This window comes from Cytobacillus sp. SAFR-174 (genome assembly GCF_051964675.1).
Classification (GTDB): domain Bacteria; phylum Bacillota; class Bacilli; order Bacillales; family Cytobacillaceae; genus Cytobacillus.
This window is the reverse complement of record NZ_JBQCMZ010000005.1, coordinates 87,546-105,298: the sequence shown is the minus strand read 5'-3', so window position 1 is coordinate 105,298 and position 17,753 is coordinate 87,546. Positions and strand designations below refer to the sequence as shown.

General features: G+C 44.3%; 14 protein-coding genes and 2 riboswitches. Of the genes, 3 read left to right on the top strand and 11 right to left on the bottom strand.

What is annotated here, in order from left to right; all coding sequences use genetic code 11:
- Window positions 1-348 precede the first annotated feature (348 nt).
- The 4 genes from ACTHRG_RS07150 to ACTHRG_RS07135 all read right to left on the bottom strand — a co-directional run bounded on the left by ACTHRG_RS07150 (window position 349) and on the right by ACTHRG_RS07135 (window position 6,686).
- A complete protein-coding gene (locus ACTHRG_RS07150) occupies window positions 349-1,062 on the bottom strand; it encodes a DUF459 domain-containing protein (protein WP_286148062.1) in 714 nt (237 codons plus the stop codon).
- 127 nt (window positions 1,063-1,189) lie between these two features.
- Entirely contained in the window at window positions 1,190-4,066 is a 2,877-nt protein-coding gene (gene uvrA, locus ACTHRG_RS07145; protein WP_076257480.1) for an excinuclease ABC subunit UvrA, read from the bottom strand.
- 7 nt (window positions 4,067-4,073) lie between these two features.
- A complete protein-coding gene (gene uvrB, locus ACTHRG_RS07140; protein WP_076257481.1) occupies window positions 4,074-6,053 on the bottom strand; it encodes an excinuclease ABC subunit UvrB in 1,980 nt (659 codons plus the stop codon).
- A gap of 396 nt (window positions 6,054-6,449) precedes the next feature.
- Window positions 6,450-6,686, bottom strand: a complete 237-nt coding sequence (locus tag ACTHRG_RS07135; protein ID WP_076257482.1) for a DUF2198 family protein — start codon at window positions 6,684-6,686, stop codon at window positions 6,450-6,452.
- Window positions 6,687-6,835: 149 nt separating this feature from the next.
- Here ACTHRG_RS07135 and ACTHRG_RS07130 point away from each other — a divergent pair, with 149 nt between their 5' ends.
- Window positions 6,836-7,111 carry an alpha/beta-type small acid-soluble spore protein gene (locus tag ACTHRG_RS07130; RefSeq protein ID WP_076257483.1) on the top strand — a complete coding sequence of 92 codons (276 nt, stop codon included), beginning with the start codon at window positions 6,836-6,838 and terminating at the stop codon, window positions 7,109-7,111.
- A gap of 148 nt (window positions 7,112-7,259) precedes the next feature.
- Here the strand turns inward: ACTHRG_RS07130 and ACTHRG_RS07125 are convergent, their stop codons facing one another.
- The 5 genes from ACTHRG_RS07125 to ACTHRG_RS07105 form a co-directional block, all read right to left on the bottom strand.
- Window positions 7,260-8,468, bottom strand: coding sequence for a M20 family metallopeptidase (locus tag ACTHRG_RS07125; protein ID WP_076257484.1), 1,209 nt, complete (start codon window positions 8,466-8,468; stop codon window positions 7,260-7,262).
- A gap of 129 nt (window positions 8,469-8,597) precedes the next feature.
- Window positions 8,598-9,425 carry a MetQ/NlpA family ABC transporter substrate-binding protein gene (locus ACTHRG_RS07120; protein ID WP_076257485.1) on the bottom strand — a complete coding sequence of 276 codons (828 nt, stop codon included), beginning with the start codon at window positions 9,423-9,425 and terminating at the stop codon, window positions 8,598-8,600.
- Between the two features lie 18 nt (window positions 9,426-9,443).
- Window positions 9,444-10,094, bottom strand: a complete 651-nt coding sequence (locus tag ACTHRG_RS07115; RefSeq protein WP_440230922.1) for a methionine ABC transporter permease — start codon at window positions 10,092-10,094, stop codon at window positions 9,444-9,446.
- Window positions 10,084-11,115 (bottom strand): methionine ABC transporter ATP-binding protein, encoded by a 1,032-nt coding sequence (locus ACTHRG_RS07110; protein ID WP_440230921.1) that lies wholly within the window; start codon window positions 11,113-11,115, stop codon window positions 10,084-10,086. The genes ACTHRG_RS07115 and ACTHRG_RS07110 overlap by 11 nt, the downstream gene beginning before the upstream one ends.
- A 158-nt stretch (window positions 11,116-11,273) precedes the next feature.
- A riboswitch (SAM riboswitch) is annotated at window positions 11,274-11,375 on the bottom strand.
- 101 nt (window positions 11,376-11,476) lie between these two features.
- Window positions 11,477-11,576, bottom strand: a riboswitch (SAM riboswitch).
- Window positions 11,577-11,635: 59 nt separating this feature from the next.
- A complete protein-coding gene (locus ACTHRG_RS07105) occupies window positions 11,636-12,562 on the bottom strand; it encodes a DMT family transporter (RefSeq protein ID WP_440230920.1) in 927 nt (308 codons plus the stop codon).
- Window positions 12,563-12,694: 132 nt separating this feature from the next.
- On the opposite strand from ACTHRG_RS07105, the gene pdxR reads away from it, so the two are divergent.
- Both pdxR and ACTHRG_RS07095 read left to right on the top strand, forming a co-directional pair.
- Window positions 12,695-14,119, top strand: a complete 1,425-nt coding sequence (gene pdxR / locus ACTHRG_RS07100; protein ID WP_440230919.1) for a MocR-like pyridoxine biosynthesis transcription factor PdxR — start codon at window positions 12,695-12,697, stop codon at window positions 14,117-14,119.
- 125 nt (window positions 14,120-14,244) lie between these two features.
- On the top strand, window positions 14,245-15,660 hold the full coding sequence (locus ACTHRG_RS07095) for a PAS domain-containing sensor histidine kinase (protein ID WP_076257488.1): 1,416 nt from the start codon (window positions 14,245-14,247) through the stop codon (window positions 15,658-15,660).
- A gap of 31 nt (window positions 15,661-15,691) precedes the next feature.
- Here ACTHRG_RS07095 and ACTHRG_RS07090 read toward each other — a convergent pair whose 3' ends face one another.
- Together ACTHRG_RS07090 and ACTHRG_RS07085 are read right to left on the bottom strand one after the other, a co-directional pair.
- Complete coding sequence (locus ACTHRG_RS07090) at window positions 15,692-16,447, bottom strand: NRDE family protein (RefSeq protein WP_440230918.1); 756 nt, start codon at window positions 16,445-16,447, stop codon at window positions 15,692-15,694.
- A gap of 88 nt (window positions 16,448-16,535) precedes the next feature.
- Window positions 16,536-17,639 carry an AI-2E family transporter gene (locus ACTHRG_RS07085; RefSeq protein ID WP_440230917.1) on the bottom strand — a complete coding sequence of 368 codons (1,104 nt, stop codon included), beginning with the start codon at window positions 17,637-17,639 and terminating at the stop codon, window positions 16,536-16,538.
- Window positions 17,640-17,753: the final 114 nt, after the last annotated feature.

Sequence of the window (17,753 nt, the reverse complement as noted above, 5' to 3'; positions counted from 1 at the left end):
CACTGATTTTGCTGGAACATTACATTGTGTTATCAATTAAAAGGAGGAGATATTGCCTGTTGATGTGGGAGTGTTGATTTCCGCTGCAGGCACTCGCTTTCCGCGGGGCAGGCGGTGAGCCTCCTCGACGCTCTGCGTCTGCGGGGTCTCACCTGTCCCGCTACTCCCGCAGGACTTTGAATAAGCATCCACGAATAATCACCGCACGAAGGAAATGCGGCAGCATTTTCGAGGATCTCGCACCTTCCGCTACAATCAACACACAAAAATATCATATTAGCGTTATCACAGCATATAAGAAAACAAAGTCTGGTTAGAAGACTTTTTATAATGTAAAAAGCCAAGAACTTAAAATGAGTAATTATCTATAATTTTATCAGCAATCAGCTCATATCCCTTTCCGTTTGGATGGAGGGAATCAGCGAAGTATTGTTTTTTGTTTTTTCCCTTGAACAGTTCATTGGTGGAAATGTAGGTGATATGTTTATCTTCTGCCGCTTTTTTTCTGATGGATGTGTTCCAATGGTCAATATATTTTTCGATCCGGTCGCCGTCAGGATAAGGATTGTATAGTCCAATCAGGATAACAGGTGCATCACTATTGGCGGTTTCCAGTGTTTCCAGGATTCCATTCAGTTTATCTTCAAATATGCCCTTAGCTTCAACAAGATTTTCGTGATGGAGCGGATACAGATCCCCCCCATTGCTTTTCAGCAAATCGTTTGTGCCGATATATACTATAAACATGTCTGCATTTTTGATATCCTCTGCCACTTTCGGTTTGAGCATTTGCTGGAGAACATCAGAAGATTTATAACCATACACTCCATGATTTGTTATGCGGTAATTCTTGTCCTGATATGCCTTATCCAGTTTGCTCTGCAGCCTCCCAATATAGCCCTCTTCCGTTTCATCTCCATACCCATAGGTAAGTGAGTCCCCAAATGCAACAATCATTTGGCTGCTTTCCGCTTTTTTCTCATCACCAAGGAATGTGATGGAAAGATAGATGCCAATCCCTAACAGGATAATGCCTGCTAAAAGGTAGATTTTATTTTTCATAGTGTATGTTCCTTTCTAGGTTGAGATAAATGATGGCTGCAGACGCATGTTCTTTACCCCGCATCCCAGCTATCTAATCTTATTTCCATAAAAAAGAAGCAGTACCAAAACGGTACTGCTCCTGTAATTAAGCGTTTGTCACGCCCTCTTTTTCTTTAATTTGCTGTTTCATTCTCTGCCGGTCTCTTTCCAAGATCGGCTTAAGATATTTGCCTGTATAAGATTCCGGTACTTCGGCAATTTTTTCCGGCGTACCTGCAGCTAAAATGGTGCCGCCCTTATCTCCGCCCTCAGGCCCAAGGTCGACGATATAATCGGCGGCCTTGATGACATCGAGATTATGCTCGATAACCAGTACGGTATCCCCATTCTCAACCAGACGCTGAAGGACCACAAGCAGTCTGGAGATATCATCCACATGAAGACCTGTTGTCGGTTCATCAAGAATATATAGGGAGCGGCCTGTTGAACGGCGGTGCAATTCGGAAGCAAGCTTGACACGCTGCGCTTCACCGCCGGACAATGTTGTCGCAGGCTGCCCCAATGTGATGTAGCCCAGGCCAACATCATAAATCGTCTGCAGCTTGCGGCGGATCTTAGGAATATTTTCGAAAAAATCCAGTGCATCTTCCACCGTCATATCGAGAATCTCCGAAATATTTTTCCCTTTGTATTTAACTTCAAGTGTTTCCCTGTTATAGCGCTTGCCATGACAGACTTCACATGGCACATACACATCAGGCAGGAAGTGCATTTCAATCTTAATGATTCCGTCTCCGCGGCATGCTTCACATCGTCCGCCTTTTACATTGAAGCTGAATCGCCCCTTTTTATAGCCCCGAACTTTTGCTTCATTGGTTGAAGCAAACACATCACGAATATCATCAAACACTCCTGTATAGGTTGCCGGGTTGGAACGAGGCGTCCGTCCGATTGGAGACTGGTCGATATCAATGACTTTATCAAGGTGATCAATACCTTTTATCTCTTTATGCTCACCCGGCTTCGCTTTGGCTCTATGAAGCTTCTGGGCAAGCCCTTTATGAAGTATCTCATTGATTAATGTACTTTTCCCTGAACCGGATACACCCGTAACAGAAATAAAGGTGCCGAGGGGGAACTTAACGTTCACATTTTTAAGATTGTTTTCTTTAGCGCCTTTAATTTCGATAAAGCGTCCGTCATTCTTGCGGCGCTCAATTGGAAGCGGAATGAATTTCTTGCCTGACAGATATTGCCCTGTCAGGGAGTTTGGATCATCCATTACCTCCTGAGGCGTACCCGCTGAGACGATTTGCCCTCCATGAACTCCCGCTCCCGGGCCGACATCAATTAAATAGTCGGCCGCCACCATTGTATCTTCATCGTGTTCCACCACGATCAGGGTGTTGCCGATATCACGCATATTTTTGAGCGTATCAATCAACCGGTCATTATCACGCTGATGGAGACCAATGGAAGGCTCGTCCAGAATGTAGAGTACACCCGTCAGGCGCGAGCCGATTTGTGTAGCCAGGCGAATACGCTGGGCTTCACCGCCTGATAAGGTTCCAGCTGCCCTGCTTAATGTCAGGTAATCAAGCCCGACATTGATGAGGAACCCCAGCCTTTCCTTAATCTCACGGAAAATAAGATTGGCAATCTTCATTTCTTTTTCAGACAGTGTCAGGTCCTCAAAGAAGCTGAATGCTTCCTCAATCGAATATTCTGTTACATGGCCGATATGCTTTCCGGATACTAGCACTGCAAGAGTTTCCGGCTTCAGACGGTAGCCTTTGCAGGAAGGACATGGATGCTGGGCCATGTATTTCTCCATTTGCTCCCGGATATAATCAGAGCTTGTTTCTTTATAGCGGCGCTCCACATTGCGGATGACACCTTCAAAACGAATATAATTCTCCCTTACCTGGCCAAAGTCGTTTTCATATCGGAAATAGATGCTGTCCTTGGCGGATCCGTATAAAACTTTCTCAAGCAAGTGTTCAGGGATATCCTTAACCGGCAAATCCATATCAATCCCATAATGATTGCAGACAGCCTCAAGCAGCTGAGGATAATATTGAGAGCTTGTCGGTTCCCAGGGCGCAATGGCATTTTGCTTTAATGAAAGACCCTTATTAGGTATTACCAGATCAACATCAACCTCAAGCTTAGATCCCAATCCATCACATTCCGAACAGGCACCAAATGGACTATTAAATGAGAACATTCTCGGTTCAAGCTCACCGATTGAAAAGCCGCATTGAGGGCAGGCATGATTCTCGCTGAACAGCAGTTCCTCTTCCCCAATGACGTCCACAAGCACCTTGCCATTGCCCAGATTCAAAGCAGTTTCCAATGAATCTGCAAGCCTTGGCGCTACGCCTTCTTTTACGACAATGCGGTCGATTACTACTTCTATAGAATGCTTTTTGTTTTTTTCCAGCTCTATCTCTTCACCGAGATCCATCATTTCTCCGTCGACACGGACGCGGACGAATCCCTGCTTTTTCACATCCTCGAACACTTTTACATGTGTCCCTTTTCGGCCGGAAACAAGGGGAGCCATAACCTGGAGCTTTGTTCTCTCAGGGTAATCCATTATCCGGTCAACCATTTGTTCAATGGTCTGTGAGGAGATTTCGATATTGTGAATCGGGCAGGTGGGACGCCCCACCCGTGCAAATAATAATCGCAGATAATCATAAATTTCTGTCACTGTTCCAACTGTGGAACGAGGATTTCGGCTTGTTGTCTTTTGGTCAATAGAGATTGCCGGAGACAGTCCTTCGATCGCATCCACATCAGGCTTATCCATCTGACCGAGGAATTGCCTTGCGTAAGCAGATAATGATTCCACATAGCGGCGCTGACCTTCAGCGTAAATTGTATCGAAGGCCAGAGAGGACTTTCCTGAACCTGAAAGTCCGGTCAGGACGACAAGCTTATCTCTTGGAATGGTGACATCTATATTTTTCAGATTATGGGCTCTGGCACCCTTTACAATCAGTTTATCCATCGCCATTTTTTCGTCATCCTTCCGCTTTCAGCTCTAATATTAAATCACGAAGCTCGGCAGCCCTTTCGAAGTTGAGGGATTTGGCCGCTTCCTTCATTTCTTTTTCCATATCGCCGATCAGTTTCTCGCGCTCTTTCTTGTTCAGCTTGCCGAGCCTTGCTGACGGCTGGTATTCTTCCTGCTCTTCTGCCGCATGGGTTGCACGGATCGAATCGCGAATATCCTTCTGGATAGTCATTGGTGTGATGCCATGCTTCTCATTGTACTCTTCCTGAATGGAACGGCGGCGCTTTGTTTCACTGATGGCTTTCTCCATACTGTCCGTAATCCGGTCTGCATACATTATGACATGGCCGTTTGCATTACGTGCTGCACGCCCAATCGTCTGGATGAGTGAACGTTCTGAACGGAGGAAACCTTCTTTATCAGCGTCAAGTATGGTAACAAGGGATACTTCAGGAATATCCAGTCCCTCCCGCAGAAGGTTGATCCCGACCAGCACATCGTACTTGCCAAGACGAAGCTCCCGGATAATCTCAATCCGCTCAAGCGTTTTTATCTCTGAGTGCAAGTACTGCACTTTAATGCCGATTTCCTTTAAATAGTCAGTTAAATCCTCGGACATTTTCTTCGTTAAAGTGGTAACAAGAACACGTTCGTTTTTCTCAACACGATCCTGGATTTCGCCAATGAGATCATCAATTTGACCTTCGATTGGACGGACATCAATTGTTGGATCAAGCAGACCGGTTGGGCGAATAATCTGCTCAATCATTTCCGGTGTATGCTCAAGCTCATAAGGACCGGGTGTTGCCGAAACAAAAACAGCCTGCTTCACATGCTTTTCGAATTCAGTAAACGTAAGCGGCCTGTTATCCATCGCTGAAGGCAAACGGAAACCATGGTCCACAAGCACAGATTTTCTTGCCTGGTCACCATTGAACATACCGCGGATTTGCGGCAGAGTTACGTGTGATTCATCAATCACAATCAGGAAGTCTTCCGGGAAGTAATCCAGAAGGGTGTACGGTGTTGAACCAGGAGGTCTTAACGTAAGATGACGGGAGTAGTTTTCAATTCCGGAACAAAAGCCCATCTCCCTCATCATTTCAAGATCATAGCGAGTCCGCTGCTCGAGGCGCTGTGCTTCAAGAAGCTTATCGTTTTCTCTTAATTCAGCAAGGCGCACTTCCAGCTCTTTTTCAATGTTCTGGATGGCGATCCGCATTTTTTCTTCACGCGTTACGAAGTGGGATGCCGGGAAAATCGCAACATGTTCACGTTCACCCATTATTTCACCTGTAAGGGCATCCACTTCACGGATCCGGTCTATCTCGTCTCCGAAAAATTCTACACGGATACAATGCTCATCCCGTGATGCCGGAAAAATCTCGACAACGTCTCCGCGTACACGGAAGGTACCGCGCTGGAAGTCGATATCATTGCGCTCGTACTGAATGTCAACGAGCCTGTGAAGAAGCTGGTTCCTCTCAATCTCCATTCCGGCTCTGAGGGACAGCACCATTTCACGGTATTCTTCAGGTGAACCCAAACCATATATGCAGGAGACACTGGCAATAATAATGACATCATTCCGCTCAAACAGGGAGGAAGTCGCCGAGTGGCGAAGCTTATCAATTTCATCATTGATGCTTGCATCTTTTTCAATAAAAGTATCTGTAGAAGGCACATATGCCTCAGGCTGATAGTAGTCATAATAGCTGACGAAATACTCAACCGCATTGTTTGGAAAAAAGTCCTTAAATTCACTGTATAGCTGTCCTGCGAGTGTTTTATTATGGGCAATAACAAGCGTTGGCTTGTTTACTTCTTTTATGACATTCGAAATCGTGAAGGTCTTACCCGTTCCTGTCGCACCCAGAAGTGTCTGGTGTTTCTTGCCGGAATTGATTCCCTTCACTATTTCTTTAATCGCCCCCGGCTGGTCGCCCTGCGGGGAATATTTTGAGACTAATTCAAATTGATCCTTCACCTAAAAGCCTCCCGTTCAGATTACTTTTATCTATTTATATTAATCACAAACCAGCATTGAGATAATTCAAGATCCGGGATGCACCGCTGATTTGTCAGTTTTTTACTCAAAACTCATATCATCATTCTACCACAAAGAGCCTAAAACAAACCAATAATATGCGAACGGATATTCGTTTTTGTGTTTTCACTGAGAAAATATTGCTTGGGAAATATGCCGAATCATTGAGGGGAGTGTCGAAGAAAGGTTAATCAAACGTTTGATTGATTGCCTTGAGTTCAAACAAACGTTTGATTGAACTTCATTATAAGCTGATATGACGTATGCCTAAATACAGCTTTTAACTCATTAAATAAAAAACCTGTCGATAGGTTTGTTCGACAGGCTCTGCAAATTTCATTCCGCACTTGGCTTTATTTTCGGATTCAATTTTTGGGCATACCAAAACCCGACAGTCAGCGAAAGTGCGTCTATAACGATTAAGGCAAATGAATTGGTGTAGCCTTTATATACAGAAGCAGCAATAAGTCCCACCGTCAGCACCAGCCCGATTACACGATTATAGCTGACTCTCGTAAAAAACAATACCAGCAGTCCAGGAAGCAGAAGAGCTGACAGATATTTTAATCCCATTTAAAACACCTTCTTTTGGTTTTTCACAAAAATTCAAGGTTTCTACCATTAGAATAGCTTTTCACCGAAGGATGTACAAGTTTTTTCAGTGTTATTCCAAGCGTTCTTTCACATAATAAGAAAAAGAATTTATTATGGAGGAATGCATCATGGCCAGAAGAAAAAGACGCCCGCTAGTACCGGAATCAAGAGGTGCATTGGACCAGCTGAAAAATCAGGTAATGGCAAACCAGGGGTATCATGTTGACAGAAAAAATCCGGACGCTGTGAAATATGAAATTGCTGGCGAGGCAGGTGTGCCTTTGAAGCAAGGCTATAATGGCACGCTTACATCCAAACAGGCAGGAACAGTTGGCGGAAAGATTGGCGGCAGCATGGTGAAGGAACTTATCCGGATGGCACAGGAACGGATGAAGGAACAGTAGAAATGTGAACTTTGGGAAAAGAGTGGGGAAATTCGGGAAACGAACACTTATTTTGAGGAAAAGACTCATCAAATTGGGGAAACAACTCTCCAATTTGAGGAAAACACTCACAAAAAAAAGCTATCCCGCAAAAGGATAGCTTTTGTTCTTATTCAGCAGCCTTTCGCTCTAGAAATTCCTGTTTAATGGATTTAAGCAGTTCCGGGTCAGTTACTAGCTGGAAGGCAGTGAGTGCCAGTCCTTTCGCTCCCGTAAGCAGCGCTTCGTCTCCTTTTGCAGATGCGGCCGCTTCCCGGAACGGAACAGTATGGGCAACGAGATTATCCGCACCAATTTTAATATAAGGGTGAATGGTTGGCACCACCTGGCTGATGTTGCCGGCATCCGTCGAACCGATTCCATCCCGGTCCCCTTCCACTACGGTTTCTCCCAAGTCTTCAATCACTTCTTTAAACACCTTGTCATATGTCTTGTTTAACAGCAGGTTATCTACTTCGTTTTGAAATGCGATGACATTCAGCTTTGCTCCTGTTGCCAGTGCAACACCTTCAGCGACAGCTTTAACCTTCCGTGTTACCTCATTTAAATCTGTTCTGGTTGAAGCACGAATGAAAAATCTGGCTTTTGCATACTCAGGGATAATATTTGGAGCATCCCCGCCATGTGTAATAATTCCATGGATTCGCACATCATCCTTCAATTGCTGACGGAGAGCATTTATTCCGTTGAACAGCTGAATAACTGCATCCAGAGCATTGATTCCTTCCTCCGGTGAAGCTGCTGCATGGGCAGGCTTTCCGATAAACTCGAAGTCAAGCGGATCCACAGCCAGTGATGAACTGGTGAGGCGGGTATGGTTTGATGGATGAACCATAAGGGCAGCATCAATGCCTTCAAGCAATCCATGCTTCACAAAGCTTCCTTTTGCACTTCCATTTGGCCCGCCTTCTTCTGCCGGGGTTCCAAGCACTACTGCTTCTCCGCCGGTCTCATCAATAACCTTGCTCAATGCAATGGCTGCCGCCACACTTGTTGTGCCTATAATATTGTGGCCGCATCCATGGCCCAGTCCTGGAAGAGCATCGTATTCTGCAAGGAATGCAATGGACGACCCCGGTTTAGCGGATTTTTTCCGGGCCAGAAAAGCTGTTTCATGCCCGGCCACTGCCCGCTCCACTTCAAATCCTTCCTTCTCAAGAATGCCTGAAAGCAAGCGCGAGGCAAAAAACTCCTCATTCCCTATTTCCGGGTTTGCATGGATCTGATGGCTTGCAGAAAGGTAAAGTTCCTTATTATCATCAACATTCTTCCTGATTGCTTCTTTCAGTTCGGATAGTGCTTTTACAGGTGCCGTCATCATTGTTCCTCCTTTTATAAAGTGAAACTTAAATCAGTGGGGATTTTCCTTATCCCCCACTTATCCTCCTTTGATTCCTCTGAGTCTTGGTGTGGGGGTCTTACTGCCCGTTAGACTGCGATAAATTAATTACCAGCCAATATCACTTAATGGAATGAACGTCGGGATCATGCTTCCGTCATATTCTTTCGTGATGAAATCAGCTACATCATCTTCCTGGTAAAGTTCCGCAATTCTCTTAAGCGTTTTGTTATCCTTGTCTTCTGTTCTTACAGCAATGATATTTACATAAGGTGTAGCGGTTTCGCTTTCAATAAACACTGAATCCTTAGTTGGGTTGAATCCGGCGTCTACGGCAATTCCGTTATTGATGACTGAAGCCGACACATCCGGAAGTGCACGCGGCGTCTGCGCTGATACCATTTCTACAAATTCAAGGTTCTTTTTGTTTTCAACGATTTTATTCAAGTCCAGATTTCCGTCATAGTCCTCGGATAATTTGATCAGGCCGGCTTCCTCCAGTAAAAGAAGGGCTCTTCCGCCATTAGAAGCATCATTTGGAATGGCGATTTTGCCGCCTTCCGGAATGTCTTCTACAGATTTTACTTTCTCAGAATAAAGACCCATTGGTGCTAAAACAGTTGTCGCAATCGGTGTAAGATCCATATTATGCTCTTTAATAAAAGTGTCGAAATAAGCGACAGTCTGGAATGCATTTACATCAAGATCACCTTCTGCAAGGGCTACATTTGGCTGCACATAGTCAGAGAAAGTCACAACCTCAATGTCAATGCCTTCTTTTTCAGCTTTTTCGGCAATAAAGTCCCAGATGCGTGTATCTGATCCGCTGACACCCAATTTAACCTTCTTTGTTTCTTCTCCGCCTGTTGTGCTTGAGCATGCCGCAGTGAACACAGCCAATGCTAAAATAATGAATGATAAAAACAGTTTTTTCATGATGTGTTTCCTCCTAAGTTATCTTCTTCTGATTTTTTTTGATAAAATATTTCCGAATGACTGCAGGCCTTGAACCATGACCACTAAAATTGCAACGGTAATCAGCATGACGGTTGTATCGAATCGCTGGTAGCCGTATGTAATGGCAAGGTCACCAAGGCCGCCTCCTCCGACTGCCCCGGCCATGGCTGAAGCTCCGACCAGACCGATTGTCGCAATGGTAAAGCCTAATACCAGCGAACTGAGTGCTTCCGGTATCAGAAACTTTAAAATGATCTGGCCAGGTGTCGCTCCCATTGCTTCTGCCGCTTCAATAACTCCCGGATCAACCTCAAGCAATGAGTTTTCTATTAATCTCGCAATGTATGGTCCTGCATAAAAGACGAGCGGCACTACGGCTGCAGCAGTTCCAATCGATGTTCCGACAATCATCCGTGTGATTGGGATGATGGCTACCATTAGAATGATGAAGGGGACTGATCTGAAAATATTAATAATGCTGTTTATGATGTTAAAAACAACGGTGTTTTCCAGCAGATGCCCTTTCCTTGTCACAACAAGCAATATGCCGAGCGGCAGTCCGATAAAAGCTGAAAACAGCAAGGAGAATGCCACCATTTGGACCGTTTCGATTAAGGCTTCGATGATTTTTTCCTGGTTAACTAGCACGTGATGTCACTTCCTTTATTGAAACTTTTTCCTGGCTGATATACTGAATAGCACGTTTGATTTCACTGTCCGGACCTTGGAATTCGACAATCAGGTTGCCAAATGGTGTTCCCTGCAGTTCAGTAATATTTCCAAACAGGACGTTGAAGTCGATATTAAACTTTTTGGCAACCTGAGAAAGCAGCGGCTGCCCTGCAGAGTTTCCGACAAAGTTGATTCTGAATACCTTTTGAAGCCCCTGCTGTTTTTCAATTACTTGCTTAATGGAGTCAGGTATTTGATCATTCATAACCGTGCTGACAAAGTTTTTCGCTGTTGGAGTTTTTGGTGAGGAAAAGACATTGAAGACGGTTCCTTCTTCAATAATTTTCCCTGCCTCGATAACAGCGACACGATCACAGATCTCCCTGATAACAGACATTTCATGAGTAATGATCAGAATGGTAATGTTGTATTCTTTATTTATTTTTTTCAGCAGCTGCAGGATCGAGCTGGTGGTCTGCGGATCCAGAGCTGACGTTGCTTCATCACATAATAGAATGGAAGGCTGGGTCGCCAGCGCCCTTGCAATCCCGATTCGCTGCTTTTGCCCGCCTGATAGCTGATCAGGATAGCTGTTCGCCTTATCGGCAAGCCCTACAAAATCTAATAGTTCATGGACACGCTTTTTTATTTCATCCTTAGGGATCTTAGCCAGTGTAAGCGGCATCGCCACATTCGCAAACACGGTTTTGGAGTTTAAAAGGTTAAAATGCTGAAAGACCATACCAATGTTTCTTTTCACTTCGCGAATTTCTTTTACTGATAAAGCCGTCAGATCATGGCCACTTACAATGACCTTTCCTGAAGTCGGCTTCTCCAGCCAATTGACACAGCGGATCAAAGAACTCTTTCCCGCACCACTGAAGCCGATCACCCCGAAAATCTCACCCTTATTAATCTTTAAATCTATTCCATCCAGAGCAGCTACCTGCTGACCTCCGCTTTCATAGACCTTCTTTAAATTCTGAAACTCTATCATGCAGCATCTCTCCTTTGTTGGTGACAGGCACCTATACCACTTTCGTGATGTGGTATAGGTACCTGTCACCGCTTTATAAACAATTATTCCTATGCGAAAACTAAGATTTATATCCTGAAATTTACCCCTTCCGCCAGAAGAGGTTTTTTGAAATCCTCTCCTTATCTTTCAGGCTTTTTGCCTGCTGGATTTGGCACGGTGCGTTCTGCCTGCTGCCGAAGCTTCATTGGGCCAGGTCCCTCTGCTTCTCTCGATAAGAATTATTCATATGTTTATGAATAGAATCTTGATGTATTTTTTCCACATAAAACAAAAACCCTCTTCTAAAGAAAGAAGAGGGCAGCATTTATCAATGGTCCTCTTCTTATCTTTCAAGCAATGCTTGCTGGATTTGGCACGGTACACTTTTGTCCGCTGCCGAGGTGTCATAGGGCCAGTCCCTCAACCTCTCTTGATAAGAAGATTTTTATTATGCGGTTGTTAATATGTTTATTACTTTACCATCTTAAAGAAAAGGATGTCAATCATATTTTTTAAATATTTTCACTTGATCCATTTTCATAAATTTCTGTAAATTTTTAGAGCCATCTTTTCGGTGAATAATCACCACACCTGCTAGAGCGATCATCCCACCCACAATGGATAACATAGCCGGCACCTCCCCCAGCCAAACCCACGCAATGACAAACGCCATTACTGGAGTCAGATATAGAGAACTCACCGCTTCAGACGCTCCCCCTATGGATGCAAGAAAAGCCAGGGCAATATATGGAATTACCGTCGGAAAAATCCCCAAATAGAGGACACTTAAAGTGGATTCAGCCGAAGCATGAAAGATCTCATTTCCGAGCCCGGGAAGATAAACCAGCATAAAAGCAGTCCCTGCCCATACCGTATACGATGTAAATGACAAAAATCCGTATTTATTAAAATATTTAGTCTGAAATACGAAATAGATGCTTTCTGAAATGGAAGCAAGGAGGACGAATAAAATACCGGTTTGGATTTCAAACCCGCCTCCTGTACCAAGCGAAATTAGTGCGGCACCCGCAAAGCTGACAGCGGAACCCGTCCACCTTGCTCTTCCAAACCTTTCGCTTAAAAATAAAGCAGCCAATGCAGCCGAAAAGATTGGAGTCATTGATACAATCAAGCTTGCCGGCCCGGCGCTTACTGTTTTTTCACCCATATTCAGTGCTGTATGATAAACCGTAAAACCAAGGAATCCCAGCATAAAAATGGCAGGAAGATCCCTTATATCCGGAAGGCGCATCTTCGTCACCAGTGCGAGGGCACCAAGTGCAGCGGAGCCAATTAAAAGCCTGAAAAGGGCAAGGTGTTCCGGGGAGTATGATTCCAGCCCAGCCCGGATTCCCGGGAATGCGGATGCCCAGAGAATGATAATAGAACTATGCGCCGCGATAATCATAAATTTTTTATTTGCCAACTTCATCCCCCTTATCAGCATTTCCCAGCCATTATCTATGCTGCTTTTCAGGATAAGCAATAACTGATACAATGTCCTCAACCAATTAGAAAAGAATTTTGCCAGCCAATTTTTATAAAGGCGGTTATATGGATGGATACAGCACAATTGCCAAAATATCAGCAAGTTATGGAAACGATTAAAGGAAAGATTTCCAAAGGCGAATGGCCAATCGGAAGTAAAATTCCAAGCCAGCGGAAACTGGCTGAAGAGTTTGGAGTAAACCGAAGCACTATTATCACTGCTCTGGAAGAACTTGCAGCAGATGGATTAATAGAGGGGAAAACGGGGGTTGGCACTAAGGTTATTAATAATACATGGACTCTGCTCGCTTCAAGGCAGTCTGCCAGCTGGAGCGAGTATATCGATACAGGGATACACAGGGCCAGCGAAAAAATCGTTCAGGAAATTAATGACTTAGAAATGGACCCCGCTTTTATACAGCTCAGCAAAGGAGAGCTTTCCCCAGAAATTTTCCCTGTACAAACAATGCAGAAAGTTCTAAAGGAAGCTGCTGATGAATTGAGTGAGCTCGGTTATGAGGAACCAAAGGGGTATTTCCCATTAAGACAGGCAGTAAGTGAGTATTTGGCAACATCCGGAATCTTCACTTCTCCTTCCTCCATACTTATTGTTTCGGGAGGGCTGCAGGCACTGCAGCTTGTTTCACTCGGACTTGTGCAAAGAGGGGCACCCGTATTTCTGGAAAAGCCCTCTTACCTATATTCTTTACAGCTTTTCCGGTCTTCAGGCATGAATTTAAAGGGGCTGCCAATGGATAAGGAGGGAATTATCACTAAAAGCATCTCTTTGAAGAAATACGAAAAAGGGAAATCCATTTTATACACGATTCCTTCCTATCATAATCCTACTGGAATTTTAATGACAGAAAAAAGAAGGAGGGAACTGCTTGATGTGTGCAGAATAGAACAGCTGCCAATTGTGGAAGACGATATTTACCGTGAGCTATGGCTTGATGAAATGCCTCCGCCACCATTAAAAGCAATGGACAAAAATGGCCAGGTCCTTTATATGGGAAGCTTGTCAAAAACATTGAGTCCCGGACTTCGAATAGGCTGGGTAGCAGCACCTGAACCTGTTATCGACCGGCTTGCCGATCTTAAAATGCAGACTGACTATGGTTCAAGTTCACTTTCACAAAGGGTAGCTGAAAAATGGCTGTCCACCGGCCTCTATCAAAAGCATATGGAAAATGTACGTGAGAAGTTAAGAATTCGCCGTAATACTGCCCTGGATGCATTAGATGCTCACTTGTCCGGGATAGCAGAATGGAATTCTCCAGAAGGCGGTTTTTTTATATGGCTGAAAGTACCGTCCAATATTCCAATTCGAAGTCTCTATCGGCAGGCTATTTCAAGAAAGCTGCTGATGAATCCAGGCAGCATATACAGTGACGGACCGAATCATTATATACGAATTTCGTATGCTTATGCCCCGCTGGAGGAACTGGAGGAAGGGATATTCATCCTTGGAGAGGAAATAAGAAAGCTCCTGTGATCATAGTACCTAACAAGGTATTATTCTTTTCAATTGGCATAGAGTGAAATTTATCCTATATGTCAATCTAAACATGTATTGTATAATGATGGAAAAGTGTCATTTTTCAAAAAAGGAGGGAGAAAATGATTATGACTGAGAATCCGGCAGATTTATTCGCGGACAAAGTCGAAGCGAGGAATCTGCAGCTGGCCATTCAGCATTCCAGCGATGTGATTGCAAGAGTGACAAAAGAAGGCATTGCTTTATATGTATCCCCTTCCTGCCTGCCGACACTGGGGTATTCCCCGCAGGATTTTTACCGGAGCAGTCTTTACACATACTGCCATCCAAATGACCGGGATCTTCTAAGAGATGCACTGGCCGAGCTCGAACAGCTTCCGCATAATCGGGAGACTTTTCGTTTCAGGCACAAGGAAGGACATTATTTGTGGCTGGAAGCCAATTTTTCAGTCATTAATGAGGATAAAGAAGCGATTTGCATAATCCGGGATATGACACAGAGAATTATTATGGAAGAGGAAATTCTTGAGACACAGGAGAAGTACCGTTTTCTGGTGGAGTACTCAAAGGATACGATCGGAATGGTGACTCAAAAGGGGATTTGGACCTATATCAATAATGAAGGGAAGAAGCTCTTCGGGTATACGAGCATCAATGAGATGATCGGCACCTCCCTCCACGACTACACTCCTCCTTCAGAACATTCCACCCTCGATGATTTTCTGCAAACAAAGCTAAGCGTGAATTTTGAGCTTAATTTGATCCGGACTGACGGACAAATAAGAAAAGCCGAAGTCCAGCTGATCCCAACCACTTTTAAGAACAGAAAAGTCTACCAGATCATTATCAAAGATGTAACTGGACAAAAGAAGACTGAAGAAAAGCTGCAGAATGCTGAAAAACTTTCCGTGGTCGGTCAGCTTGCGGCAGGCATCGCCCATGAAATCCGCAACCCGCTTACAGCCATAAAAGGCTTTACACAGCTGTTATACGAAGAACATAAAGACAATTTCGCAGAGGTCATTCTAAATGAGCTGGAGCGGATTGAAGGCATCGTCAATGACCTGCTCGTTCTCGCCAAGCCTCAAATAACCGAAATGGAAAAAACCTGCCTGACAAACATAGTAAAAAGTGTGATTACTCTTTTAAACAGCCAGGCAGTCATGGAAAATATTCTGATCGAATTAACTCAGTCACCTGGCGAATTCTTTGTGAATTGTGAAAAAGATAAAATTAAGCAGGTGCTGATTAACATCATTAAGAACTCGATGGAAGCCATGCCCATGGGCGGCAAAATAAACGTCGATATCCGCCAGGAGGACCATTCTGTCATCATCACTGTCGAGGATGAAGGAATCGGCATACCGGAAGAACGCCTCGCCAAATTGGGAGAGCCGTTTTACAGCACAAAAGAAAAAGGAACAGGCCTTGGCATCATGATCTGCAAAAAAATCATTAAAAACCACGGCGGAAACCTATACATCCACAGCAGGGAAAATGAAGGCACAACAGTCCGGATTACACTGCCGCTTGCCTGAATAAAAGAAGCCAGATCACTGAGCTGGCTTCTTATTTTTTAAGGATAAACTCCTGTTCCTGCCTATCCTCCCCAATATGTACCCTTTCCTTGTAAAAAATCTCATCCTTTGACATCAGCAGCACAGTTGAACTCCTGGTTCCATAGCCATCGCTTTTGATAAATAATGGAGACAGAATCCGTTCCCATTCAAGTGAAACTCCTGTTTTCGGAAGCCTATCATCCGGGGCGGGGTCTGCATTCCGGAGAAGTGTGAACAGGTCTTCTGTTAAGTTTCCCACTGCATTATCTAAGAGAGCAGATAAGCCCTCCTTCCCTTTTTTCACCTTTGGCCATTCGGTATCCAGCACATGATTGCTGACCCCGTACACCCCTGGCTGAAGCTGCTCGATTCTATCCTCCACGTTCGAATAATAAAAAAGCTCGTCCAAATTCCCTGCAAGCAAATTGTAGCCGGGATAGCTGACGCGATGTTCAGATGCCCTGTTCATAAAGTCAGCAGGCGAAGCACTGCCCTTCAAAAAATCCGCCGCCAGATCTCCTCTTGACCTCTTGACTTCTGTCACTTCATTTGGATCGCGGTAATTTGTCAGAGCTGCAAATCTGCCATTTTTAGTGACACCCATCCACGTTCCCATTTTCCTCAAATCGCGTCCGGCGAGAATGTGGGGATGATCCTCCCAAAAATGTGCAGGTGCAGTCGGACGCTCGTAAAATTCGTCGCGATTGGCTGCAACAATCAGCTTATATTTCGGATGGACTTCGTATGCAAAAAGGATTAGACACACGGGGATCACTGCTTTCGTTTTATTTTCATTATAGCTTTACATGCAAATACAGCAAAAAGCCCCTTTCTGCAAAGGAGCTTCCCCATCTTCACGTAACCGTCTCCTCGAGCCGAGCTGCTTTCCTCGCCCTTAAAAACCTTATTGTATTTAAAACAATTGTTTTAGTCACAGCATAGGTAGGAATCGCCAGAATCATGCCAAGAATTCCGGCAAGATTGCCTGCAACCAGCAAGAGGATAATGATGGTGGCCGGATGTGTGTTTAAGGTTTTGCCGAGAATCAGCGGTGACAGCACGTTCCCTTCAACCTGCTGGGCAATCACGATGACCACAACAACCAGAAGGGCTTTAGTCGGCGAGTCAAAAAGTGCGACGATTACGGCAGGTGCACCGCCAAGAAACGGTCCGACATAAGGAATAATATTCGTGATGGCTACAATCAGCGCCATAACCAGCGCATAAGGCAGATCAATGATTAAATAACCGATAAATGACAGTGTCCCTACAAACAGCGCCACAGTAATCTGCCCCTGAATGTAAGAAGAAAGGGTTTCGCCTGTTTCCTTAAGGGTTTTAACCCCTTCTTCCCTGTAAGCAACAGGAAGAAACTTCGAAACGGCGGCAGGAAACTTATCGCCGTCTTTGAACATATAAAACAACAGGAAAGGCACCGTGACAATCGTGATTGCAATATTCGTGACCAGACTGACTATGCCGGCTACTCCCTGCGTCAAACGGCTTGGGAGCGTATTGGCATAATCCATAATGCGGGCTTCAATTTCTTGTATGGATACGTAGTCCTGTGCCAAAAACCACTTAAACTCTTCCGTGTTAGACATTGAATTAACAAAGTCTCTTGTCGTTTTCGCATATCCCGGAAGATCATTGAATAATTCAGTAACCTGTCTGCTGATAAGAGGCGCAATGTTGCCAATAACGAGCATCACTAAACCGATCACCGCTGCATAGATAATTAAAATCGCTGCCGTTCTTGGCACCCTGTAGCGCTGCAGTAGTTTAACTAGCGGATTCAATAAGAAATACAGAAATCCCGATATTATGATTGGAAAAAATAGAGTAGATACAAAGATGCCGACCGGTTCAAACAGAAAAGAAATTTTTGTTGATACATAAATGATTGTTAAGATTATCAGTAATTGCAAAGTCCAGTACTGCAGTTTTTTCTTTGCCACATTGTCACCTTTTTCTTTGAATAGATTAAATAAAGGATACCATATTCGCGTGTTTACTCCTACGAAGATGTTACTTCTTTTACGAATAGGGATTGAAAAGGTTTCGGAAAAATC

Excerpts from the sequence above, each read along its gene's own strand:
- uvrA (WP_076257480.1), bottom strand. The coding sequence starts at position 4,066 with ATGGCGATGGATAAACTGATTGTAAAGGGTGCCAGAGCCCATAATCTG.
- ACTHRG_RS07095 (WP_076257488.1), top strand. The coding sequence starts at position 14,245 with ATGATTATGACTGAGAATCCGGCAGATTTATTCGCGGACAAAGTCGAA.
- ACTHRG_RS07110 (WP_440230921.1), bottom strand. The coding sequence starts at position 11,115 with ATGATAGAGTTTCAGAATTTAAAGAAGGTCTATGAAAGCGGAGGTCAG.
- ACTHRG_RS07130 (WP_076257483.1), top strand. The coding sequence starts at position 6,836 with ATGGCCAGAAGAAAAAGACGCCCGCTAGTACCGGAATCAAGAGGTGCA.
- ACTHRG_RS07125 (WP_076257484.1), bottom strand. The coding sequence starts at position 8,468 with ATGACGGCACCTGTAAAAGCACTATCCGAACTGAAAGAAGCAATCAGG.
- pdxR (WP_440230919.1), top strand. The coding sequence starts at position 12,695 with ATGGATACAGCACAATTGCCAAAATATCAGCAAGTTATGGAAACGATT.
- ACTHRG_RS07135 (WP_076257482.1), bottom strand. The coding sequence starts at position 6,686 with ATGGGATTAAAATATCTGTCAGCTCTTCTGCTTCCTGGACTGCTGGTA.
- ACTHRG_RS07120 (WP_076257485.1), bottom strand. The coding sequence starts at position 9,425 with ATGAAAAAACTGTTTTTATCATTCATTATTTTAGCATTGGCTGTGTTC.
- ACTHRG_RS07150 (WP_286148062.1), bottom strand. The coding sequence starts at position 1,062 with ATGAAAAATAAAATCTACCTTTTAGCAGGCATTATCCTGTTAGGGATT.